The organism is Streptomyces sp. BI87 (assembly GCF_025957665.1).
Lineage (GTDB): Bacteria > Actinomycetota > Actinomycetes > Streptomycetales > Streptomycetaceae > Streptomyces > Streptomyces albidoflavus.
Genome location: NZ_CP110079.1, coordinates 767,570 through 790,167 on the forward strand (window position 1 = coordinate 767,570; position 22,598 = coordinate 790,167).

Annotated in this window: 15 protein-coding genes and 3 pseudogenes; 7 read left to right on the forward strand and 11 right to left on the reverse strand. The window is 75.1% G+C overall.

The window, feature by feature from the left end:
• Positions 1-319: 319 nt before the first annotated feature.
• The 4 genes from OIM89_RS03260 to OIM89_RS03275 form a co-directional block, all read right to left on the reverse strand.
• Positions 320-1,603, reverse strand: a complete 1,284-nt coding sequence (locus OIM89_RS03260) for an alpha/beta fold hydrolase (protein WP_047468646.1) — start codon at positions 1,601-1,603, stop codon at positions 320-322.
• 117 nt (positions 1,604-1,720) lie between these two features.
• Complete coding sequence (locus OIM89_RS03265) at positions 1,721-1,993, reverse strand: GNAT family N-acetyltransferase (protein WP_257203458.1); 273 nt, start codon at positions 1,991-1,993, stop codon at positions 1,721-1,723.
• A 333-nt stretch (positions 1,994-2,326) separates the two neighbouring features.
• On the reverse strand, positions 2,327-3,964 hold the full coding sequence (locus OIM89_RS03270) for an acyl-CoA dehydrogenase family protein (protein ID WP_030694764.1): 1,638 nt from the start codon (positions 3,962-3,964) through the stop codon (positions 2,327-2,329).
• A 50-nt stretch (positions 3,965-4,014) separates the two neighbouring features.
• A complete protein-coding gene (locus OIM89_RS03275; protein ID WP_030694763.1) occupies positions 4,015-4,623 on the reverse strand; it encodes a TetR/AcrR family transcriptional regulator in 609 nt (202 codons plus the stop codon).
• A 76-nt stretch (positions 4,624-4,699) separates the two neighbouring features.
• On the opposite strand from OIM89_RS03275, the gene OIM89_RS03280 reads away from it, so the two are divergent.
• A complete protein-coding gene (locus OIM89_RS03280; protein WP_030694762.1) occupies positions 4,700-6,247 on the forward strand; it encodes a class I adenylate-forming enzyme family protein in 1,548 nt (515 codons plus the stop codon).
• A gap of 210 nt (positions 6,248-6,457) precedes the next feature.
• Positions 6,458-7,214 (forward strand): annotated as a pseudogene (locus OIM89_RS29835) (ABC transporter); the annotation flags it as partial.
• A 183-nt stretch (positions 7,215-7,397) separates the two neighbouring features.
• Here the strand turns inward: OIM89_RS29835 and OIM89_RS03290 are convergent.
• The 4 genes and pseudogenes from OIM89_RS03290 to OIM89_RS03305 all read right to left on the reverse strand — a co-directional run bounded on the left by OIM89_RS03290 (position 7,398) and on the right by OIM89_RS03305 (position 14,506).
• The gene (locus OIM89_RS03290) at positions 7,398-10,016 is read right to left on the reverse strand and encodes a PA14 domain-containing protein (RefSeq protein WP_226964685.1); all 2,619 of its coding nucleotides are present in this window, start codon (positions 10,014-10,016) and stop codon (positions 7,398-7,400) included.
• Between the two features lie 202 nt (positions 10,017-10,218).
• Entirely contained in the window at positions 10,219-11,979 is a 1,761-nt protein-coding gene (locus OIM89_RS03295; protein ID WP_226964684.1) for an ABC transporter ATP-binding protein, read from the reverse strand.
• Positions 11,976-13,772: an ABC transporter transmembrane domain-containing protein gene (locus OIM89_RS03300; RefSeq protein ID WP_226964683.1), complete on the reverse strand. Its 1,797-nt coding sequence runs from the start codon at positions 13,770-13,772 to the stop codon at positions 11,976-11,978. The genes OIM89_RS03295 and OIM89_RS03300 overlap by 4 nt, the downstream gene beginning before the upstream one ends.
• 84 nt (positions 13,773-13,856) lie before the next feature.
• Positions 13,857-14,506 (reverse strand): annotated as a pseudogene (locus OIM89_RS03305) (ABC transporter ATP-binding protein).
• Between the two features lie 68 nt (positions 14,507-14,574).
• Between OIM89_RS03305 and OIM89_RS03310 the strand changes: the two are divergent.
• Positions 14,575-14,664 carry a hypothetical protein gene (locus OIM89_RS03310; protein ID WP_239655786.1) on the forward strand — a complete coding sequence of 30 codons (90 nt, stop codon included), beginning with the start codon at positions 14,575-14,577 and terminating at the stop codon, positions 14,662-14,664.
• A gap of 3 nt (positions 14,665-14,667) precedes the next feature.
• Here the strand turns inward: OIM89_RS03310 and OIM89_RS03315 are convergent.
• A pseudogene (locus tag OIM89_RS03315) lies at positions 14,668-14,856 on the reverse strand (alpha/beta hydrolase); the annotation flags it as partial.
• Between the two features lie 125 nt (positions 14,857-14,981).
• Here OIM89_RS03315 and OIM89_RS03320 point away from each other — a divergent pair.
• Complete coding sequence (locus OIM89_RS03320; protein WP_030699833.1) at positions 14,982-15,461, forward strand: diadenosine tetraphosphate hydrolase; 480 nt, start codon at positions 14,982-14,984, stop codon at positions 15,459-15,461.
• On the opposite strand, the gene OIM89_RS03325 is transcribed toward OIM89_RS03320, so the two are convergent.
• Both OIM89_RS03325 and OIM89_RS03330 read right to left on the reverse strand, forming a co-directional pair.
• Positions 15,454-15,762, reverse strand: a complete 309-nt coding sequence (locus OIM89_RS03325; RefSeq protein ID WP_226964682.1) for a hypothetical protein — start codon at positions 15,760-15,762, stop codon at positions 15,454-15,456. The two genes, OIM89_RS03320 and OIM89_RS03325, sit on opposite strands and share 8 nt — an antisense overlap.
• A 35-nt stretch (positions 15,763-15,797) precedes the next feature.
• Positions 15,798-18,689, reverse strand: a complete 2,892-nt coding sequence (locus tag OIM89_RS03330) for a helix-turn-helix transcriptional regulator (RefSeq protein ID WP_264490963.1) — start codon at positions 18,687-18,689, stop codon at positions 15,798-15,800.
• Between the two features lie 411 nt (positions 18,690-19,100).
• On the opposite strand from OIM89_RS03330, the gene OIM89_RS03335 reads away from it, so the two are divergent.
• The 3 genes from OIM89_RS03335 to OIM89_RS03345 all read left to right on the forward strand — a co-directional run bounded on the left by OIM89_RS03335 (position 19,101) and on the right by OIM89_RS03345 (position 22,597).
• On the forward strand, positions 19,101-19,709 hold the full coding sequence (locus tag OIM89_RS03335; RefSeq protein ID WP_229359962.1) for a helix-turn-helix transcriptional regulator: 609 nt from the start codon (positions 19,101-19,103) through the stop codon (positions 19,707-19,709).
• Positions 19,710-19,868: 159 nt separating this feature from the next.
• The gene (locus OIM89_RS03340) at positions 19,869-20,540 is read left to right on the forward strand and encodes a DUF4255 domain-containing protein (protein WP_264490964.1); all 672 of its coding nucleotides are present in this window, start codon (positions 19,869-19,871) and stop codon (positions 20,538-20,540) included.
• On the forward strand, positions 20,540-22,597 hold the full coding sequence (locus tag OIM89_RS03345; RefSeq protein WP_264490965.1) for an ATP-binding protein: 2,058 nt from the start codon (positions 20,540-20,542) through the stop codon (positions 22,595-22,597). The genes OIM89_RS03340 and OIM89_RS03345 overlap by 1 nt, the downstream gene beginning before the upstream one ends.
• The last annotated feature ends 1 nt before the right edge of the window (position 22,598 follow it).

The following is a 22,598-nucleotide window of genomic DNA, read 5'->3' on the forward strand; positions in this document are numbered from 1 at the left end:
CCGGGAGACGCTGGAGGCCGTGGTCCGCGCCGCCCGCGGGCGGGGGCTGCGCACGGTGGCCCTCGCCTTCGCCGCCGCCCGCCGGGCCGGGGTGGACGCGGTCACCCATGTGCCGCTGGACGCGGAGCTGCCCGGCTCGGAGGCCGAACTGACCGCCGCCGAGGGCCGGTTCGCGGTTCCGACGCTCGCCATGACGGAAGCCGTCGCGGAGGCCCTCGGCCACCTGGGGCTCGACTACGCCCACGCGCGGGCGAGCGTCGCCGCCCTGCACCGGGCCGGGGTGCCGATCCTCGCCGGACGGACGCCAAGAACGCGCCGCCTACTCCTGCGGCGTCGTCTCCTCCGCGACCACTGCGCGGGCCACCCGGAACGCCTCCTCGGCAGCCGGGACCCCGCAGTAGACGGCGGCCTGGAGCAGGACCTCGCGGAGTTCCGCGACGGTGAGGCCGTTACGGAGCGCCGCCCGTACCTGCGCGGGCAGTTCGGCCGTGTGCCCGGAGGCGATCAGCGCGGTCAGCGCCACACAGGAGCGGGTACGGCGGTCCAGCCCGGGCCTGCTCCAGATCTCGCCCCACGCGTACCGGGTGAGGAAGTCCTGGAACTCGCCCGAGAAGCCGTCGGCCTCGGCCAGTTCGCGGTCGACGTGGGCGTCGCCCAGCACCTCGCGGCGCACCTTGATGCCGGACTCGTACGGGTCGGGCCGCACGGCGGCGTCGGGGTCGACCCAGGGGGCGATCTCGGCGACCGGGCCGGTGGGCTGGGGTGGCACGACCACCGGCGCCGGAACCGGCGACAGCATCTGGCCGGTCGCCTCCGGAGCGGGGCTCCAGGGCGCGGAGAAGTGCCGCACCAGCAGGTCGGTGACGGCCGCCGGCTGCTCGACCGGCGCCAGGTGCGAGGCACCGGGCACCACGGCGAGGCGGGCGTCCGGTATGCCGGCGACCAGGGTGCGCGCCTCGGCGGGCCCGGTGACCTGGTCCTCGGAGCCGACCAGGACGAGGGTCGGTACCCCGATCCGGCCCAGTTCGGCACGGATGTCGAAGGAGGCCAGCGCCTCGCAGGCGGCGATGTAGCAGCCGGGGTCGGTGGTGCGCACCATCTGCACCGCCCACTCGGTGATGGCGGGCTGCGCCCCGGCGAACCCCGGCGTGAACCACCGCTCGGGCGCGGCCCGCGCCACCGGGTCCAGCCCGTGCGACCGGACCACCACCCCGCGCTGGCGGAACTCGTCGGCGGTCCCGAACCGCGGCGAGGCGGCGATCAGCGCCAGCGAGGCGACCCGCCCGGGGTGCCGCAGCGCCAACTCGGCCCCCACGGCCCCGCCGAGCGCACACCCGGCGTACCCGAACCGCTGCACCCCGGCGGCGTCCAGCGCGGCCAGCACCCGGTCGGCCAGCTCGGCGACCGACCCGGCCGGATGGGCCGGCGCCCCGCCGTGCCCCGGCAGATCGAACCGGAACACCCGCCAGCTACGGGCCAGTTCGGGAACCTGGCGGTCCCACATGTGCCAGGTCGTCCCCAGTGAGGGACCCAGGACGAGAACGGGGGCGTCTTCCGGCCCGTCGAAGCGGTACTGAAGGGTGTTCGCTGGTGTCTCACTCACGCTTCAGACTTTCTCACGCCGCGGGGAATCGCACATAGCCGGGGGAAGAGCGATGCGGGGCCCGACTCGGCGCGTCCGGAGGATGCCGTCGTCTCGTCACCGGCTCAGGCTCCCCCTTCAGCCCTCGATGCGATAGCGACTCTGCGAGACGACGGCCTGACGGATCTTGGTGGTGAAATCAGGAGTACGGCTGGCGTAGGGAGCGAGGGCGGCGGTGTTGGCGACCCCGGTCTCCAGGATCACCTGCGTCATGCCGTGCCGACGGGCGTCGCCCTCCAAGGCCGCGAGGATCTGTCGGCCCAGGCCGCGCCCCCGGGCCGCCGGCGTGACGTACATCCGATTGATCTCGGCGGTGACCTGTGCCGCGGGGCGCCAGCCGCCGCAGGCCATGGCAGTGCCGCCTGGACCGGTGACGACGAGGAACGCGCCCTGCGGAGAGGTGAATTCGGCGGGTGGTGTGACCTCCGGTCGTCGGCCCGGCTGTAGAGGCCCACCTGCTCCGCGTGGGGAGCTCGGGTGAGCTCGCGGGCGACAGGCCTGTCGTAGGAGACGGAGGTGAGCGCCATGACCACCGAGTTGGGGGCGTTGGCCCGCTCGTTCCGGTCACCAAGATCCTCACGGTGGACATCCAGCGCTTCCTCCCGCACCACGCCGGCTCAGGACTGGTTCGACGGAGCCGGGAGCCGCCGCCCAGGGAGCTCGCCGCGACCCCCGTCGTCACCGTCACCCAGGAATCCGCCCCAGCACCCCGCCGAAGTCCGTCCCCGGCTCCAGTGTGCCGAAGGCCAGCCCCCGGTCCCCGGCCAGGCGGGAGGCGCAGAAGGCGTCCGCGACGGGGGCGGGGGCGTGGCGGACCAGGAGGGAGGCCTGGAGGATCAGGGCGGCGCGTTCGATGACGCGGCGGGCGCGTAGTTCGGCGTCCTCGGTGAGGGTGAGCTGGGTCTGCAGTTCGCGCCAGGCGGTGTCCAGGCGGCGGTCGGCTCCCGAGGCCGCCTCGATCTCCGCGCGGAAGGCCTCCAGGGACTCCGGCTCGCGGGCGAGGGCGCGCAGCATGTCCAGGGCGTTGACGTTGCCCGAGCCCTCCCAGATGCCGTTGAGGGGGGCCTCGCGGTAGAGGCGGGGCATGCCGGACGCCTCGTCGTAGCCGTTGCCGCCGAGGCATTCCAGGGCCTCGGCTACGGCTGCGGGCTGGCGCTTGCACACCCAGTACTTGCCGATCGCGGTGGCCAGGCGGAGGAAGGCACGCTCCCCCGGATCGTCGCGCCGGGCCCGGTCGGCGGCGCCGGCCAGGCGCAGGGCGAGCGTGGTGGCGGCCTCGGACTCCAGGGCGAGGTCGGCCAGGACGTTGCGCATCAGCGGCTGGTCGATCAGCTTGGCGCCGAAGACCGAGCGGTGCCGGGCGTGGTGGGCGGCCTGGACGAGGGCGGCGCGGGTGCCGGCGGCGGAGCCGAGGACGCAGTCGAGCCGGGTCATCGTCACCATCTCGATGATGGTCCGCACGCCCTTGCCCTCCTCCCCGACGAGCCAGGCCACGGTGGCGTCGAACTCGGGTTCGCTGCTGGCGTTGGAGCGGTTGCCGAGCTTGTCCTTGAGGCGCTGGATGCGGAAGGTGTTGCGGCTGCCGTCGGGCAGGACGCGCGGGACCAGGAAGCAGGAGAGTCCGCCGGGCGCCTGGGCCAGCACCAGGAACAGATCGTTCATGGGGGCGCTGGTGAACCACTTGTGGCCGCGCAGCCGCCAGGTCCCGTCGTCCTGTTCGGTGGCGGTGGTGGTGTTGGCGCGGACGTCGGTGCCGCCCTGCTTCTCCGTCATCCCCATCCCGGCGAGCAGGCCGCGCTTGCCGGCGGGGGTGCGCAGCCCGGGGTCGTAGACGCGGCTGGTGAGCAGCGGTTCGTAGGTCTTGGCGAGGTCGGGGGCGTGGCGCAGGGCGGGGACGACGGCGTAGGTCATGGAGACCGGGCAGAGGTGTCCCGGCTCGACCGTGGTGGCCACCATGAAGCTCGCGGCGCGGGCCACGTGGGCGCCGGGGCGTTCGTCGGCCCAGGCGGCGCCCGCGAGGCCGGCGCTCACCGAGGCGTCCATCAGCGCGTGGTACGCGGGGTGGAAGTCGACCTCGTCGACGCGGTGGCCGTAGCGGTCGTGGGTGCGCAGCTCGGGCTCGTGGCGGTTGGCCTGGTCGGCCCAGTGCTGGGCCTCCTCGCTGCCGGCGTAGCGGCCGAAGTGGTGCAGCTCGGGCAGGTGCCACGCGGCTCCCTCCCGGCGCGCGCCCTCCAGCAGGACCGGGTCGTCCGCGACGTCGTGGCCGGTCAGCGGCGGGGCCTGGTTGGTCACTTCATGGGTGACGGAGCCGGTGGTGTGCATGGGGCGTCCTCCAGGGGCGGGGTGCGGGGGCGGGAGCGGTGACGGGTGGGTCAGGTGGCCGGGGCGCCGGCGCAGCGCAGGGCGGTGCCCGTGAGGTCGGCGAGGAGCGCCTCGGTGGCGTTCTCGTCGGGGACGGCGAGCGGGTCGACGAGGACTTCGCCGATGGCGCCGGTCAGGGCGGCGGCGGTGATCTCGGCGTTCTGCGGCGGGAGGGCGCCCGCGGCGATTCCCTCGCGGACCACTTCGGCGAAGAGGGCGCGGTAGCGGCGCCGGAAGTCGAGGCGTTCCGCGCCGACGGCGGGTTCGGCGGGGGCGGCGAGCAGCGCGTAGGCCAGGCCCCGGTTCTCCAGGGCGCGGCGGGCGAAGACCTCGGTGCCGCGGCCCAGGCGCTCGACGGGGTCGCCGGGACCGTGCAGCACCTCGCCGAGCACCTCCACCTCGCGTCCGGCCGCGCGCCGGAAGACCTCGACGGCGAGCGCCGCCTTGGAGGGGAAGTGCTGGTAGACCGAGCCGGCCGCGATACCGGCGGCGTCCGCCACGGCGGTCACGGACGCCTGCGCCCAGCCCACCTCCGCCACGACCTCGGTGGCGCGGACCACGAGGTGGTCGCGGGCGGCTTCGAGCCGGCTGATTTCGGCAGGGGTCTTGCGGTAGGCCATGAAAGAAGTGAACCATCATTCAGACTTTCCCGCTACGGCCGCTTCCCGCCGGCCGGTGGCTCGTCAGGAGAACGTGATGCACCTCAGTGCCCTGCTGGACAGCGCGGTTCGCTCGGCCGGTGAGAAGGAGGCGGTCGTCTACGGCGACCGGCGGTGGACGTACCGGGAGTTCGCCGAGAGCGCCCGGCGAGCGGCGACGGTGCTGCGGGAGGCCGGGCTGCGTCCCGGCGACCGGCTGGCGGTGATGACGTACAACACCCCCGCCTTCCTCTTCGCGGCGTTCGGCGCCTGGTACGCGGGGGCCACGCTGGTGCCGGTCAACCACAAGCTGAGGACCGCCGAGGTGGAGCGCCTGCTGCGGCATTGCGGCGCCCGGCTCGGGGTGGTCGACGCGGAGATCGGTGAGCGGGCGGCCTCGGCAGGGGTGGACGTGCCGTGGCTGGTCAGCCACCCGGACGCCGAGGCGCAGTCACGCCCCGCGGACTCCTTCGAGTCCCGGCTGGCGCTCGCCGAGCCGTGGCGGGAGCAGGAGCCGGGCGCGGACGACACCGTCGCCCAGATCCTCTACACCTCGGGCACCTCCGGCAGCCCCAAGGGCTGCGTGCACACGCACCGCTCGATCGCCCTGACGGCCACGTACACGGCGGCCACCATCCCCCTCCACCGCGACGAGCGGTTCCTGATCTCCATGCCGATCTGGCACGCCTCCCCGCTCAACAACTGGACGATGAGCACCCTGCTGCTCGGCGCCACCGTCGTGCTCCAGCGCGCGTACGACCCGCGCGGCATGCTGGAGACGATCCAGCGCGAGCGGATCACCGCCCTCTTCGGCGCCCCGATCGCGCTCATCGCCCCGCTCCAGACCGTCCCCGACCTCGCCGACTTCGACCTCACCTCGGTACGTGCCTGGATCTACGGCGCCGGCCCGCTGGACGCCGACACGGCCCGCCGCCTGATGAAGGCCTACGGCTCGGACAGCTTCCACCAGGTGTACGGGATGAGCGAGACCGGGCCGGTGGGCGCCTCGCTCTCCCCGGCCGAGCAGGTGGCGAAGGCCGGGGCGATCGGGCGCGGCGGCATGCCCGGGGTGGATCTGCGGGTGGTGCGGCCGGACGGCGCGGACGCCGGGGCCGGGGAGACCGGCGAGATCTGGCTGCGCTCGGACACCCGCATGGTCGGCTACCTCGACGACGAGGCCGCCACCGCGGCGGCCTTCGCGGGTGACTGGTACCGCAGCGGCGATCTGGGCCGGGTCGACGAGGACGGCTTCGTCACGGTGGTGGACCGCATGAAGGACGTCATCATCACCGGCGGCGAGAACGTCGCCTCGCAGGAGGTGGAGGGCGCGCTGCGCGGCCACCCGGACCTCCTCGACGTGGCCGTCGTCGGCCGCCCGCATCCGCAGTGGGGTGAGACCGTCGTCGCCGTCGTGGTCCCCCGCGAGGGCACCGCACCGGAACTGGCGGCGCTCCGCGACTGGCTGGAGCCGCGCATCGCCCCCTACAAGATCCCGCGCGAACTGGTCCTGCGCCCGGAGCTGCCCCGCACTCCGTCGGGGAAGGTCACCAAGCATGTGCTGCGGGAGGAGCTGGGGCGGGCCGCGGCGGGGCCGGCGGAGGGCTGAGAACTCGGGCACGGGCTTGATGGCACTGCCCGGCGTTTCGGCCGTCCCACGTCGGCAGCCGCTCCCGGGCGGACCAGGGAACTCGAGCCCGGGTGCGCCGCCGCCCGCCGTCGGCGGGACTCGCACCACGGCCGAATGAGGTGTGTTCGATATCCCCGCCGCGTCGTTGGTCCCCACGACACCGCCTCAGCCACCACCCCAGGGGGACCGATGACCTCGTCCGTCACACAGGAACAGCCGCCGGGACGGCCGGCCGGAGCGCCGCAGGGCGTCCCGCCCGAGGAGGCCGGTGTTCGAGAGGAGGAGTACCTCTACCGGGACGAGTCACGGCTCCAGGCCGGTTCGCTGCTGACCACCCGGACGATGGCGCGGTGTCTGGCGGCCCTCGTCCTGCGCTCGCTCCGTCTGGCCTGGGGCGTGGACCGCGCCGCGACCGTCGGGGCTGCTGGTCCGCCAGACGGCCACGGGCGTCCTCGCCGCTCTCGGCCTGCCGGCCGTCACGGGGACGATCACCGCGCTGGTCTCCTCGGGCGACATCACGGAGCGCCTGTGGGAGGCGGCACCGCAGTTGGCCGTGATCGCCGCGGCCACCGGTCTGCGGGGGCTGCTGGCCATCGCGGTCGTCTGGCTGACCGGGCGGCTGCGGCCGGTGCTCGCCCGGGCGGCGGAGGTGACGATGGTCGAGGCCGCACTCGGTGCCGAACTGGCCGCCACCAACAAGCCCGGCTGCAACGACGCCTTCGACATCGCGGACCGCGGCGCCCAGGTCACCCCCGACCTGGTGGAGGAGGCGCAGGACGTGCTCGCGGCGGCCGCGACGCTCACGGCGGGCGCCGCGGTCCTGGCCGTCCTGCACCCGCTGCTCCTCCCCCTGCTCCTGCTCGCGTGCCTGCCGCAGGCCGCCGCCTACATCCGCTCGGCCCGGGTGACGTACCTGGCGAAGGTGGCCACGGCTCCTTCGGCGCGCGCCGGGCGGGGCAGGGCCGCCTCGGCCGTACCGGCGCCGACGCCGGCCAGGGCGGCGGCGGCCACCGCCGGACTGCTCTGGGGCACGCTTCGGCGTGTCAGTGTCATGAGGAGAGTCCTGCCTGTGGGACGACTGTGAGGGGGCGGGTCCGTGGCGGGCCCGCCCCCTCGGCCGGCGGGCCGGTCAGGAGCAGTTCGGCACGGTGTCCTGCGAGGCGTCACGGATCAGCGCCCGGTGGGCGTCGTGCACACGCTTCACGTCCGGTTTGACGACCTTGCGGTCGTACGTCGTGAGGCCGTTCAGCTCGCCCTCGACGTCCGAGATCTGCGTGTAGACCGCTCCGTTGCTGCCTTCGCAGACCAACTGGCGCACCTCGTCCAGCTTTTCGAGGTAGTCGTCCGTGTACGTGGCCGGGTCGACGTCGACGTAGGACTGCTGCACCGCCCAGGCGTGGCCCGGGACCGCGAGGCCGAGGCCGCCGTACTCGCCGGTCACCATGGCGCGTTCGCCGTCCGGCTTCGGCGGCAGGGCGGGGCTGGGGTAGCCGTGTTCGTCGAGGATGTCGCCGGTGCCGCCGTCGACGCCGAGGTTGATCCCGGACATCGCGTTGACCAGGCGGGTCGGGTCCCAGGACTTGGCCTGGTCGCCGAGGCGGGCCTCGTCGTACTGGCCCCAGCCCTCGTTGAGGGTGACCCACATGACGACCGACGGGTGGTTGCGGTGCTGGTCGATCATGGTCTTCATCTCGCGCTCGAACTGGGCGCGCGCGGCCTGGCCGGGGTTGCGTCCCGCCTCCATGGAGGGCATGTCCTGCCAGACCAGCAGCCCGAGCTTGTCGGCCCAGTGGAACCAGCGGTCGGGTTCGACCTTGATGTGCTTGCGGACCGAGTTAAAGCCCAGCTTCTTGTGCAGCTTGAGGTCGTGGGCGAGCGCCTCGTCACTGGGCGCGGTGTGCAGGCCGTCGGGCCAGAAGCCCTGGTCGAGGGTGGCCATCAGGAAGACGGGCTCGCCGTTGAGCACGGTGCGCGGAGTGCCGTTCACCTTCTCGACGGAGATCGTGCGCATCCCGAAGTAGCTGCCGACCTTGTCCTTCCCGACGCTGACCTTGAGGTCGTACAGGTAGGGGTCGTCGGGCGACCACAGGCGCGGGTTCCTGATCCTCACGGTGAGCGGGGTGCCGGAGGTGCCGGTGGCGGTGGCGATCTTCCGCTTGCCCGCGTGGACCTCGGCGCGTACGGGGAGGCCGTCGCGGACTCCCTCGGTCTCGACGGTGAGCTGCTCCTTCGCGACGTCGGGCGTCAGCTTGAGGTCGTCGACGTGGTCGGTGGCGACCGGTTCCATCCAGACGGTCTGCCAGATGCCGGAGGACGGGGTGTACCAGATGCCGCTGGGGTCCAGGCGCTGCTTGCCCATCGGCGGGTTCTCGCCACTGTCGGCGTCGGTGGGGTCGTAGACGCCGACGATCAGTTCCTGGGTACGGCCGGGCTTCAGGGCGTCGGTGACGTCGGCGCTGAACTTGTCGTAGCCGCCCTCGTGACCGGCGACCTTCTTCCCGTTGACGTAGACCTCGGACTTCCAGTCCACGGCGCCGAAGTTGAGCCGCAGCCGCTGGCGCTGGCCGATCTTCCAGTCGGCGGGCACGGTGAAGGTGCGGCGGTACCACATGCGGTCCTCGTGCCGTTCGATGCCGGAGAGCTGCGACTCGACCGGGTACGGCACGAGGATCTCCTCGCCGAGCTTCTTGCCGACCGGCGGCCGTTCGCCCTGCTTCGCGCCGGCGAACTGCCAGGTGCCGTTCAGGTTGCGCCACTCGCCGCGGGTGAGCTGGGGGCGCGGGTACTCGCGGTGGGCGTTGGCCGGGGTGACCTCCTCGCCCCAGCGGGTGGTCAGCTGGTGCGTGGAGTGGTTGTCGCCGCTGGTCCAGAAGGCGTCGACGGGTGTGCCGTCGCTCTGGACGAGGCCGCCTTCGCCGTCGTAGGTCAGGTCGGCGTTGCCGGGGGCGTCGCCGTCCTTGTTGCCGACGACCGGTTCCTCCAGGCCGACGAGGAGGGCACGCGGGTCGTCGGGGTCGGGCTTCACCCCGTCCAGCGGCCACTTCGCGCCACCGATGACGGCGGTGAGATGGTCGTCGAGTCCGGCCGGGAGGGGTCCTGGCTTCTGGGCGAAGTCGAGTTTCAGGGTGCGGCCGTCCGCCTGGACGGTGGAGCCGATGGCTCCGTCGTACTCCCAGTCGTCGGGCAGCCGGAAGGCCGACGACGGGACGGCCTCCTTCTGCTCTCCGGGTTCGGTCCAGCGCAGGCGGAGGCTGGAGCCGCCGATGTGCTCGAAGTACTCGACCTTGATGTCCACCTCCTCACCGGCGGTCAGCTCGACCTCGTCGGAGATCTGTTCCTTGTCCCAGTCGTCGACCCAGTGGTCGATGACCAGCTCGTCGTCGACCCAGAGCCGGAAGCCGTTGTCACCGATCATGGAAAACGTTGTCGCGCCGGTCTTCTCCGGGACCAGCTTGCCGGTCCAGCGGACGCTGGCGTTGTCCGCCTGGCCCGTCGTGGACTGGAGCCGGGAGTCGAGGCCGGCGAAGTCGATGTCCGGATCGAAGACGGTGGCCTTCAGCTCGTGGAAGTCGAAGGCCCCCTCGGCGGACTGGGTGTAGTACTCGCCCTTGAGGCCGTGGGCGGCGACCGGTTCGTCGTCGCCCGACGCCGCGCCCGAGGGGGCGACGCCGAAGGCCGTGAGGGCCAGGGCCGTGGTCAGGAGCAGTGCCAGGTGACGTCCGTGACGTCTGAGGCCGGTGGTGCGCACGGGTCCTCCTTGCGTGGACTGCGGAAACGCTTCGGGGGGAGGTGGCGGCTCGCCGTTCCGGTCGGGGCAACGCGTTTGTACAACGTTGGAAGGAACGGCAGTTGGCATGACAGCACGCGCATCGCACGCTGTCCAGACCTCGTGCACGAGCCTCCGTGACCATGGCTGGAACCTGTCGGGAGGGCGGTGGCGGACCCCGGTCTCAGTCCTCGCCGTTCCAGGACCGCCAGAGCGCCGCGTAGACGCCGCCGGCCGCGACCAGTTCCTCGTGGGTGCCGAGTTCCACGACGCGGCCCGCCTCCATGACGGCGACCCGGTCGGCGTCGTGGGCGGTCTGGAGGCGGTGGGCGATGGCGATGACGGTACGGTCCGCTCGGACGGCGGCCATCGCGCGCTCGGCCTGCCGCGCCGTCCCCGGGTCCAGCAGGGAGGTCGCCTCGTCCAAGATCAGCGTGTGCGGGTCGGCCAGCTGGACCCGGGCGAGGGTGAGCTGCTGCGCCTGGGCCGCTTCGAGGACGACCCCGCCGGGGCCGAGCCGGGTGTCCAGGCCCTCGGGCAGCCCGGCCGCCCACTCCGCCTCGACGAGGGTCAGCGCCGCGAGCACGGCGGCGTCGTCGGCCTCGGGCGCGGCCATGGTCATGTTGTCGCGCAGGGTGCCGAGGAAGACGTGGTGCTCCTGGGTGATGAGGACGACGCGGCTGCCCAGCTCTCCGGCGGCGGCCAGCTCGGCGACGGGGACCCCGCCGACCAGGACGCTGCCGCGGTCGGGGGTGTCCACCCCGGCCAGCAGCTTGCCGAGGGTGGACTTGCCCGCGCCGGAACGGCCCACCACCGCGAGCCGTTCACCTGGGCGCACGGTCAGCGTGACATCCCTCAGAACCTCCTGGCCGGGGAGGTAGGAGTAGCCCACGCCGGTGGCCTCGACGAGGTCGCCGTCGGGAGCCGCCACCGGGGTGTCCTGCTCGTGGGCGACGAGTCCGACCCCCTTGATGCGGGCGAACGAGGCGCCGCTGCGCTGGAGTTGTTCGACCCAGACGAGGAGCTGGTCGAGCGGGTCGACCAGCTGCCACATGTACAGCCCCCCGGCCACCACCGCGCCCAGCGAGAGCGTCCCCTCCAGGTATCCGAACCCGCCGGCCAGCAGGATCAGCGCCAGCGGCAGGGTGTGCGCGAACTCGGTGACCGGGAAGAGCACCGACCGCAGCGCGAGGGTGCGCTCACCCGCCCGGTACGTGGTGTCGACGGCCTCGTCGAGTACACGGCCGCGCCGCTCCTGGAGCCCGTACGCCTCGACCGTACGAGCGCCGAGCGCCGTGGAGTTGAGGATCTCGGAGACCTCGCCCGCCGCCGCGCCCTCGGCGAGGTACGCCTCGCGGGAGCGGGCCAGGTACCAGCGGCTCACCGCCAGAATCAGCGGCAGCCCCACCAGGGAGCAGACCCCGAGGAGCGGGGAGAGGAGGAAGATCGCGCCGAAGAGGAAGACGGCCTGGACGGCGGCGACGAAGATGTCCGGCGCGGCCGAGCGCAAGGTGGCCGCGACGGTCGCCACGTCGAGGGTCGCACGGGTGACGAGGTCCCCGGTGCCGGCCTTGTCCGCGACGCGGCCGGGCAGGGCGAGGACCCGGTCGACCACCTCTTCGCGCAGGCGGGCCAGGGCACGTTCGCCGAAGCGGTGGGAGACGCCGCGGGCCCAGCGGGTCAGCAGCAACTGGGCCGCCGCGCAGCCCAGTACGGCCGCGGCCAGGAGGTCGATGCCGGAGACGGCCAGGCCGCCCGCCTGCACCCGGTCGACGATGCGGCCGAGGAGCCAGGGGCCGGCCGCCCCGGCGAGGGCGGCGAGGCAGGTCAGCACGACGGTGCCCCGGACGGCGCGGGAGTCCTCCCTGATCAGCTGCCGGACAGCCCGGCGGACCGTCGCGGCGTCGGCGACCGGCAGGCGGGGCGCGGGGGCGGGGCGGCTCATCGGGCGTCCCCTTCCAGCGGCCGGGGTGCGGCCTCGGCGGCGGCGCCCCGCAGGACCAGGGCCGCGTAGGCGGGGCGGGTGGCGAGGAGTTCGCCGTGTGTGCCGGTGGCGCGGACCTTGCCGTCCTCCAGGTGGGCGACCTCGTCGGCCTGGGCGAGGACGAGGGGCGAGGTGGTGACGACCAGGGTCGTCCGCCCGCGCCGGTGGGCGGCGAGGCGGGCGGCGACCGTCGCCTCGGTGTGCGCGTCGAGGGCGGAGGTCGGTTCCACCAGGAGGAGGACGTCGGGCTCCGCGAGAAGGGCGCGGGCCAGCCGCAGGCGTTGGCGCTGGCCGCCGGAGACGTTGCGCGCCTGGTCGTCGAGGTGGCCGTCGAGCCCGCCGGGCAGACCGTCGGCGATGTCGGTGGCGGCCGCCGCGTCGAGGGCCCGCCGGACCGCGTCGTCGGGGCGGTCGGTGCGGCCGGAGAGAGCGGTGCGCAGGTCGCCGGCGAAAAGGTAGGCGTCGTGGTCGGCGAGGAGGAGGTGGCGGCGCAGGGCGTCCCGGTCCCAGGCGGCCAGGGCGGTCCCGCCCCAGGTGACGCCGGAGGCGCCGTGCCCGGCGAGCCGTTCGGCGACGGCACGGGTCTCCTCGGGGCGAGCGCCCACGAGGGCCGTCACCCGGCCCGGGGCGACGGTGAGGCCGGAGTGGGGGTCGTACAAGTCGGCCGGGGCCTTCGGCGGGTCGAGGCGGGGGTGGGCGGTGCCGGGGGCGGGGGCCAGGGCGAGGATGTCGGTGACGCGGCGGGCGGACACGAGGCCGCGGGGCAGGTCGTCGGCGCCCTCGATGAGGGCCGAGACGGGGACCAGCAGCGCGGAGACGTAACCGTAGACCGCCACCAGCTCGCCGACGGTGATGGTGCCGGCGGCCGCCATCCGGGCGCCGATCCAGGTGACGACGGCGAGGAAGAGGACGAGGAGGCAGGCGGTGAGGGCCTGCACCCAGCTGGTGAGGGCGGCGACGCGGTAGCCGAGCGGGACGAGGGCCTGGGAGCGGGCGTGGTGGCGGGCGGCGAAGACCGGTTTGCCGCCGAGGCCGTTGAGGACGCTGAGCCCGGCCACCAGGTCACCGGCGAGCGCGGTCAGCTGCCCCTGCTCCTCGCGGTAGCGGCCCTCGGCGCCGTGCAGCCGGCCGAGCAGCGGGCCGACCGTCAGGGCGAGGGCGGGGACGCCCAGCAGGACGACCAGGGCGAGCAGCGGGGAGATCCCGAGCAGCAGGACGGCGGTGACCGCGTAGGCGGCGGCCGCGCCGACGCCGGGGCCGGTGACGGTCAGGGTCTGGGCGATCCGGCCGATGTCGCCTGCCTGGAGATGGGTGAGTTCTCCGGCGGAGACCTGCCGGGGCAGGGCGGAGCCGAGGCGGGTGACATGGCGGGTGACCACCTGCACGGTCCGGTACGCGGCGTCCACCCGGACCCGGGTCATGGTGCGGTGGCGCAGGATGCCGAGGACGGCGAGGGCGGCGCCGGTGGCGAGCAGCGCGCCCGTCCACAGGAGCAGCGCCCCGGCGTCCCGGCCGCGCAGGCCGTCGTCGATCGCCCGGGACATCAGGTAGGGCGGGGCCATGAGCAGGCACATCCAGGCCGTCCCCCAGAGGGACCCGAGCAGCACGCGGCGCCACTGGCTGGTCGTCAGCCACCACAGGAACCTGAGCGGCGTGCGGTGGTCGGGCACGCCCGGGTCGGCGTAGGGGACCCGGCGTGCGTGGCCGGGGCGTACTCCTACGTCGTCGCGATCTCGCCGCTCGTTCCTCGCCATGGTTCGCGCCCCCGTCCCCCGTACGCCGGAGACCACACGGCCCAGGCGCGTTCACCCGGTCAGCCTAGTGAGACGCCCCCGCCGTCACGCGTGCGGGACCACCATCGGCGTCCCCGTGACGGGATCGGGGACCACCACGCATTCCAGGTCGAAGACCGCCTCGACCAGGGTGGCGTCGACGTTGTCGGCGGGTGCGCCCTGGGCGGCCACCCGGCCGCCGCGCACTGCCACCAGGTGGTCGGCGAAGCGGCAGGCCTGGTTGAGGTCGTGGAGGACCGCGACGACCGTACGGCCCTCGTCGCGCAACCGGGCCAGCAGGCGCAGCAGTTGGTACTGGTGGGCGAGGTCGAGGAAGGTGGTCGGCTCGTCGAGGAGCAGGTACGGGGTCTCCTGGGCCAGCACCATGGCGACCCACACCCGCCGGCGCTGGCCGCCGGAGAGCTCCTCGACGCGCCGCTCGGCCAGTTCGGCGACGCCGGCGGCCGCCATCGCCTCGGCCACGGCCTGTCCGTCTGCCGGGGCCCAGGTGGCCAGCAGCGACTGGTGCGGGTAGCGGCCCCGGGCCACGAGCTGGCGCACCAGGGTGTTCTCGGGCGCCGTCAACCCCTGCGGGAGGAAGCCGAGTTGGCGGGCCGTCGTCCTGGGGCGCAGGGCGTGCAGATCCTCGCCGCCCCAGCGGACGGTCCCGGCGTTCGGGGTCAGGAGCCGGACGAGCCGCAGGCGTTGGCGCCCACGACGGCGGTGAAGGCGCCGTCCGCGCGCCCTGCTCGGCACCGAGCCGGTCACCCGGATCGCCCGGCGGGTGGGATACGCCAGCCCGTCGGCCTTCGTGGTGGCGTTCGCCAAGGAGTACGGGCGGACCCCGGCCCGGTACGCCCGCGGCGGAACCTGAGGCTCAGGGCACCAGGGCCGCCGCCAGTTCGAAGGGCCGGGCGGCGAACGGGCTGTGGCCGCCGGGAAGCGTCCGGACCGTGGACGGACGGGCGGGCATGGCCCGGTCTGCCTCCGCGATCATCAGGTCCCGCACCGCCGGGGCGGGCGCCTGGCCCTCCGCGCACCGCAGGAAGGTGCGCGGGATGCTCCCCCGAGGACCGCTCCTCCGTCCTGGACGCCTTCCTCGACGTCGTCCGCGCCAACTGCCCGGTCGTCGGCGCCTCCCTGGACCGGCGGCTCGGGCCCCGGAGCGAGGCGGCGGGGTAGGTTCGGCCCATGACCGACGACTGGCGTACGGACCGCATCGGCAGCGCCCTGCGCGGCGAGAACCCCACCGTGCTGCGCCGCCTGACCGCGGGCTTCGCGGTCATCGGCGACGTGCAGTTCCTCCCGGGCTACTCGGTACTCCTGGCCGACGACCCCGCCGTGGACAGGCTCTCGGACCTCCCCCGCGCCAAGCGGCTGGACTTCCTCTCCGACATGGACCGCCTCGGCGAGGCCGTCGAACGGGCCTGCGGGCGCGCCGACCTCGCCTTCCTCCGCGTCAACCTGGAGATCCTGGGCAACACCGACGGCTTCCTGCACGCCCACGTCTGGCCCCGGTACGCCTGGGAGCCCGCGGACCTGGTGCGCCTGCCGGTCTGGCTCCACCCCCGGGACCGGTGGAGCGACCGGCGGTACGCCCTCGGCCCGGGGCACGACGTGCTGCGCGAGGCGATCGCGGACGAGCTGGACCGGACCGCCCTCGCTACATGAGCGACAGGAGCACCATGAGCAGGAACAGCGCGCTCGGGGTGAGCAGCATCGTGGCCAGGTGTCTGAGGAGGGTCCGTGGCAGACCCGCCACAGCGAACAGCACCAGCCCGGCGGCGAGCCAGATTCCGTAGATCTTGGCGCCCAGGACCCAGGAGGCGGTCTCCTCCTCCCGGGTGGTGGCCCCGGCCCCGGCCACCAACCAGAGGACGACGCAGCAGAGCAGCAGGTTGCCGACGACGACGGCGACGGACACCGGCCTGTCCGACCGGCGCAGCCGGCCGCGAAGTTCTACGACGCTCACAGGCACGGGAGCCTATCCGGGGCACGCGCGTTCGCCTACGGCCGTGGCGCCCGGACCGGCCCCCGCTCCAGTCTCCCCGGCAACTCCGTCCGGCGCCGTATGCCCAGCTTCCGGTAGGTACTGGTCAAGTGGGTCTCCACGGTGCGGCGGGCGAGGTGCAGCAGGTCGGCTATCTCGGTGTTGGTGCGCCCTTCGGCGGCGAGGGTGGCGATGCGGTGTTCGCTGTCGGTGAGGGCGACGGAGCCGGTGCGGGCCGCCGCCGGGTGGCGTGCCCCGCCCTCGCGCAGGGCCTGGGAGGCGAGCCCGAGCCAGCGCACGGCGCCGGAGCGTTCGGCCAGTCCGGCCGCCTCCCGCAGCCGGGCGCGGCCCCGGCCGCGCTCCCCTGCCGCGACCAGTTGGCGGCCCTGGGCGAGGAGCGCCGGGATCAGCTCCGTCAGGGCGTCGCCGGGGACCTCGCGCAGGGTGTCGACGGCTTCCTCGGCCAGTTCCAGGCCGTGGCGGCCGCCGGTGGCGGTGCCGAGGACGCTCAGGGCGCGGCCGACCGTGCGAGGCGTGCCCCACACCCGGGCGAGCCGCACCTCCTCCGTCGCCAGGTCCAGCGCCTCCTGGCCGCCGCCGAGTTCCAGCCGGCAGGCGGCCACAGCGCTGCGCCACGGGGTGACGACGGGGCTGACCACCTCGCGGGCGGTCTGCCGCCGCCCGCACTCCAGGAAGTCGTGGACCGCCCCCGCCAGGTCGCCGGTGGCGGCCCGCAGCACACCGCGCGCGTAGAGGAAACGGTTCAGCTCCCAGCCGTCCGGCGCCGAGTGCAGGTCGAAGCGGCCCGCGAAGTCCCGTGCCTCGTCGGTGCGTCCGGTGTGCACCAGCGCCATCAGCACATGGGCGTCCTGGTTGGTGGGGACGGCGCGGGCCCCGCCCGGGGGCCCGGACCGGCCCGCCGCGAGCAGGCGGGCGTGGTCGCCGCGGGCGGCGGCGATGTCGGAGCCGGTGTTGAGCAGGGCGGCGAGCATCGGGTGGAGCAGGCCGGGGTGCTGCCCCGCGAGCCCCCGCTCGACCAGCCGGTCCGCCTCGTCGAGCTCGTCGGCCCAGTGGGCGACGGCGGCGGCGGTGCCGACGAGGAAGGGCTCGGCGAGCGGATCGGTGGGCTGGGCGAGCAGCTCCCGCATCCGGCGCATCGCCTCGGGCGCCGAGATGAGCGCGGCCGTCGCGGCGTACCGGACGAGGAGCGCCTGGCCCGCGGTGCCCACCAGTTCGGGGGAGCGTTCGCCGGTCTCGCAGAGCCAGCGGTACACCTCCTGCCTGCTGGCGAGGTCGCCGTCGGAGACGAGGGCGGAGGCGGCCCGTACGGTGCGGGCCAGCCCCGGGTGGTCCGAGAGCCTGCCGCCCGCACGGCGCAGTACCTCCATGGCGGTGCGGATCTCGCCCCGGGCGGCCAGGGCGGCACCGAGCGCGACGGCGGTACGGACCCGGTCGCGCGGCCCGGCGGGGAGGTGCTGGGCCTCGGCGAGGCGGGCGATGGCGGCGGGGGCGTCGGCGGAGGCGTACTCCAGGGAGCCGAGCTGGGTGAGCAGCCGTTGCCTGAGGGCGCCGGTGAGTTGCTCCTCCAGGGCGCGGCGCAGGTAGCCGACGGCGTCGTAGGGGCGGGCGTCGTGCACGGCGACCGTGGCGGCGTCGCGCAGGACGCGCAGGGCCCAGGGCGGTCCGGCGGCCGGGACCCGCAGCAGGTGGCGCGCGATCTCCTCGACCCGGTCGCCCCGGCGCATCATCGTCTCGGCGGCCGCCCGGTGGGCCGCCTGCCGGCGCCGCAGGGGCCAGCCGGTGAGGACGGCGTCGCGGAGCAGGGGGTGGGCGTAGCGGGGGCGGCCGGCGGTGTCGGTGCGGAGCAGGCCGAGCCGGCCCATGGCGGCGAGCCAGCCGGCGACGCGGGCGGGGTCGGCCCCGGCGGCCTCGGCGAGGAGCCCGGCCGGGTCGCGGGCCGCCGCGCCGGACCGGCCTGCGGTGGGAGGACGTTCCCGCACGGCCGGGTGGGGCGGCTCCGGCGGGGCGTCCGTCGCGGCGTCGCCGGGGGCGGAGTGCGGCGGCCACGCCTCCTCCAGCGCGGCCAGGCACCGGGCCACCTCGGCGGTGGCCGACCCGGCGTTCTCCAGCCACCAGGAGACCGCGGCCGGGTAGGAGCCGGGGTAGAGCGCGGCGCAGCTCCCGGGCAGGGCCGGCGCCCCGTCGGAGGCGGGTGCGTCCGGCTCCGGCCGAGGGGTCGAGCCCAGGTCGTCGAGGAGTGCGTGGAGCAGGAGCGGCACGCCCGCCCCGGCGCGTACGCAGGCTTCCGTCCACGCCTCCCCGGCCGCCGGGAACGCCTCGCGTACGAGGGTGGCGGCGGCCTCGTCGGCGAGCGGGGCGACGGTGCGGGTGCGGACCAGGGAGGGGGCCAGCGACTGGGCGAGCCCCGGGGGCCGGGGTTCGATGTCGTACTGGCTGCGTTCGGTGGCGACCAGCAGGAGCGGTAATCGGTCGAGGCGGCGGGCGGCGTCCAGGAGCCAGCGGCGGGAGGGGTCGTCGGCCAGGTGGACGTCGTCGACCGCCACGAGCAGCGGGGCCTCGGCGGCGTACGCCCGCAGGGTCCGCCAGAGCCGGGCGGCGGTGCCCCGTTCGTCGCCCTCGGGCACGAGGTCGGGGAACTCGTCGTCCGGGCTGAGCAGTTGCCGGACGGCGGCGAGGGGGACATCGGTGTCCTCGGGTGAGCAGCGGGCCCGCAGCACCCGCAGGCCCCGGGCTGCGGCGGCGCGGACGGCGGCGGCCAGGGCGGTGGTGCGGCCGGTGCCGGTGGCGCCGCGCAGCAGCACCAGGCGTCCGCTGCCGTTGCGGACGCGCTCGATCTCGGCCGCGAGGGGCCCGCCGTGGTGAGGGTGCTCGCGTGGCGGTCGGGTCATCGGTGCCTCCGTGTGCTCGATCCTGCTCCCTCGCTCTGTGAGACGCGGGAGCGCCGGGGTTCGGTGGGGTGAGAAGACCCACGCGGGGATACGGCGTGTCGCGCTCGACGGCGCACGCTGTGGTGACGGTCACGGTGGGGGGCGGGCGACCCGCAGCCCTCCCCCGGGACCGCTCCCACCTGCGAGGACAGAGGGCTTCCGCGGGTGTCCGCGGGCCGGGTGGCACCGGTCTCGTGGTGTGCGTCGTGGTGGTCCACGATTGCGCCCGGGCCGGTGGCGGCAGAAGTGTGGATCGTGCCTGGGGGCCGGTGGTCGGCGCCGGTCGGCGGGCTCGTGGACAGGGGATGACGGTTGCTCAACTCATCGTGGAGCGGTTCCGCTCCCGGCCCGGACGGCGTTCGGGGCGGCCCCGTGCCGGTGGCGGTGGTCGCCGCGGACCCGATCAGCAGGGAGGGCGCGGTCAGCCAGTTGCGCCGCCAGCCGGAGGTCGAGCTGCGCGAGCAGTCGGCGCCGGGCACGGTCGCGCTGGTGGTCGAGAGCGCGCTCGACGAGAACGCCGTCGGGCGGCTGCGCCGGATCGTGCGCGGCGAGGGGGCGCGGGCCGCCCTGGTGGTCGGCACGCTCCAGGAGCGCGAGCTGCTGGACGTGGTCGAGTGCGGGGTCGGCGCCATCGTCTGGCGCCACGAGGCGACCGCCCGGCGGCTGGTCTCCGCGGTGCTGGCCGCCTCGCGCGGCGACGGCGACCTGCCGGCGGACCTGCTGGGGAGCCTGCTGAACCAGGTGGGCACGCTCCACCGAGGGGCGGCGGGGCAGCAGGGCGGTCCCTCGCTGGGGCTCACCCCACGTGAGGTGGACGTGGTGCGGCTGATCGCGGAGGGGCTCGACACCGGGGAGATCGCCGGCAAGTTGTCGTACTCCGAACGCACTGTCAAGAACGTGATCCACGGGGTCACCACCCGGCTCCACCTGCGCAACCGCGCCCATGCCGTGGCCTATGCCCTGCGGGAAGGATACATCTGACCGAACAGGCAGCCGAGAGGGCCGGGAGGGCAGCCCGGGGTGCCCTCCCGCCGTCCCCGCCGTGCCTGCGGGCCCGGCCGGGCCCGGGGCAGGATCGGGGGTGGTGCACGCGGACCGGCGGCAGGGCGGTGCGGCAGGCGGCGAGGCGGGAGCGCGAGAGTGATCCACGAGGTGGACGAGGTCCTCAAGGGGCTGTTCGGCACCGGGGTGCTGGCCGGGTCGGGAATCGACGTCTCCTTCGAGGCGCCCACCCGGGACTGGGCGGCACGGCGCAACGCCCCCGTGGTCAACGCCTACCTGTACGACATCCGGGAGGACGTGGCCCGGCGCCAGCGCGGCCAGGAACCGGTCCGCGAAGCGCAGGACGTCGTGGTGCGGCGCCGCCGCCCGCCCCGCTGGTTCCGCCTCTCCTACCTGGTGACGGCCTGGACGAAGACCCCGCAGGACGAACACCGCCTGCTCTCCGCCGTCCTGGCGACGCTGCTGCCCCGCGAGGTCCTGCCGCCGGCCGAACTGCCGGGCGCGCTGGGGACGCTGGGCCTGTCCGTGCCGCTGACGGTGGCGGGCATCCAGACGGAGTCCCGCTCCCTCGCCGAGATCTGGTCGGCGCTCGGCGGTGAGCTGAAGCCCTCGGTGGACCTGGTGGTGACGGTGCCCTTCCCGTCCTACCCGGAGTACGACGCGGGCCCGCCGGTCACCGAGGGGGCGACGGTGCGGCTGCGCGGCGTGAACGGCGATCCGCCCCGCTCCGGCGAACGCTCGCACCGCCCGCGCCAGGTGGCGGCCGTCCGCGCGGCCCGTGAGGCGGCACGCCGCCGCCGGGGTTCGTGATGACCGCCTACGACCCGCCCCTGCCCGGCCTCGCCGAGGACGCAGCCGGCGCGGCGGCGCGGGCGCTGCTGGCCCGGCTCTCCGTCCTGCGCGACGGGGTGGCGGCCCTGGTGGCGCGACGGGCGGCCGGCGACCCGACGGCCGAGGACCCGCTGCGCGGGCTGTACGTCTCCGACGAGGCGGCCCGGCTCCTGCTGGACCGGTGGCGGCCGGATCAGGACGCCGAGGGCTCCCCGGCGCCGGGCGCGCCCGCCCCGGGCACCGTCGCGGCCGGGACCCACCCGGACGGAGCCCCCGGCGACCGCCTGGCCCGGCTGGCCTCCCGGGCGGGGCTGACCGGCCTGGACACCGCCCTCCTGGTGATCGCGCTCGCCCCGGACGTGGACCGCGGCGTCGAGCCGCTCTACGGCTACCTCAACGACGACGTGAGCCGCCGCCGGGCCACCGCCGGACTGGCCCTGGAGCTGTGCGGGGTGCCCGCCTCGCAGGCGGCGGCCCGGGCCCGGATGCACGCCTCGGCGCCGCTGCGCTCCTGGGGCCTGCTGGAGGTGGAGGAACCCGAACGCCCCTTCCTGACCCGATCGTTGCGCGTCCCCGACCGGGTGGCCGGGCACCTCCTCGGCGACGACACCCCGGACGCGGCCCTGCTCGGCCTGCTGCATCCGCTGCCGCCGCCGCTCCCCCAGCACCCCGAGGCCACGGAGTTCACCCGGCTGCTCGCCGCCCGGCTCGGCGCGGGACCGGCCACGGCCTACCTGCGCGAGCCGCGCGAGGGCGACGGCCTCGCCGTCCTCGCCGCCGCGCTGCCCGCCGCCGGGCTCGACGCGCTGTGCTGCCGAGCCACCGAGGAGCGCGTCCCGGAACTGCTGCGCGAGGCGCGGCTGACCGGGCGGCCCGTGGTCGTCCCCGGCCTGCCCGAGCAGCCCGGCCCGCTGGTGCGGGCGCTGACCGCCGCGCCGGACGTGACGGTGCTGCTGACGGACCGGCGCCCCTACGACCCGGAGTGGTCGCCCGCCGACGTGCTGGTGCTGGACGCCCCGGGGCGCCGGGCCGGCGGGACGGCCGCGTGGCGGGCGGCGCTCGGCGCGGACGCGGACGGCTTCGACCTGGCCGCCGCCGTGGCCCCGTACCGGCTCGGTGGTGACCGGGTGCGGCGGGCGGCGCGGGCGGCCCGCGCGCTGGCGGAGTTCGAGGGCGGTCCGGTGGACGCGGGCCACGTCCGGCGCGCCGCCCGGCGCCAGTCGGCCTCCGGTCTCGAACAGCACGCCCGGCGCATCCGGCCGGCCGTGGACTGGGGCGATCTGGTGCTCCCCGAGGGGCCGCTCAGCCAGTTGCGGGAGCTGGCGCTGCGCGCCCGCCACCGGGACCGGGTGCTCGGCGAGTGGCGGCTGAACGCCGGCGGCGGGCGCGGGCGGGGGGTGCTCGGGCTGTTCGCGGGCGAGTCGGGCACCGGCAAGACGCTCTCGGCCGAGGTGGTCGCGGCCGATCTCGGACTCGACCTGTACGTCGTCCAGTTGTCCTCGGTGGTCGACAAGTACGTCGGGGAGACCGAGAAGAACCTGGAGCGGATCTTCACCGAGGCCGACCGGACCGACGCGGTCCTCCTCTTCGACGAGGCGGACGCGGTGTTCGGCAAGCGCTCGGAGGTGAAGGACGCGCACGACCGGTACGCCAACATGGAGAGCGCCTACCTGCTCCAGCGGCTGGAGTCCTTCGAGGGGATCGCGCTGCTCACCACCAACCTGCGCGCCAACATCGACGAGGCGTTCACCCGCCGCCTGGACCTGGAGGTGGACTTCCCCTTCCCCGACGCCGGTCAGCGTCTGGCGCTGTGGCGGCACGGCCTCTCGCACGTACCGCACGAGGAGGGGACCGACCCGTCGCAGCTGGCCCGGGAGTTCGAGCTGGCCGGCGGGTCGATCCGCAGCGCCGTGGTCACGGCCGCCTATCTCGCGGCCGGCCGGGGCACCCCGGTGACCGGCGAGGACCTGCTGGAGGGCGCCCGCCGCGAGTACCGCAAGGCGGGCCGCCTGGTGCCCGGTGAGGGCGGCTGGTGAG

Excerpts from the sequence above, each read along its gene's own strand:
- OIM89_RS03275 (WP_030694763.1), bottom strand. The coding sequence starts at position 4,623 with ATGGCCTACCGCAAGACCCCTGCCGAAATCAGCCGGCTCGAAGCCGCC.
- OIM89_RS03295 (WP_226964684.1), bottom strand. The coding sequence starts at position 11,979 with ATGAGCCGCCCCGCCCCCGCGCCCCGCCTGCCGGTCGCCGACGCCGCG.
- OIM89_RS03265 (WP_257203458.1), bottom strand. The coding sequence starts at position 1,993 with ATGGCCTGCGGCGGCTGGCGCCCCGCGGCACAGGTCACCGCCGAGATC.
- OIM89_RS03330 (WP_264490963.1), bottom strand. The coding sequence starts at position 18,689 with ATGACCCGACCGCCACGCGAGCACCCTCACCACGGCGGGCCCCTCGCG.
- OIM89_RS03300 (WP_226964683.1), bottom strand. The coding sequence starts at position 13,772 with ATGGCGAGGAACGAGCGGCGAGATCGCGACGACGTAGGAGTACGCCCC.
- OIM89_RS03280 (WP_030694762.1), top strand. The coding sequence starts at position 4,700 with ATGCACCTCAGTGCCCTGCTGGACAGCGCGGTTCGCTCGGCCGGTGAG.
- OIM89_RS03320 (WP_030699833.1), top strand. The coding sequence starts at position 14,982 with ATGACCGACGACTGGCGTACGGACCGCATCGGCAGCGCCCTGCGCGGC.
- OIM89_RS03345 (WP_264490965.1), top strand. The coding sequence starts at position 20,540 with ATGACCGCCTACGACCCGCCCCTGCCCGGCCTCGCCGAGGACGCAGCC.
- OIM89_RS03270 (WP_030694764.1), bottom strand. The coding sequence starts at position 3,964 with ATGCACACCACCGGCTCCGTCACCCATGAAGTGACCAACCAGGCCCCG.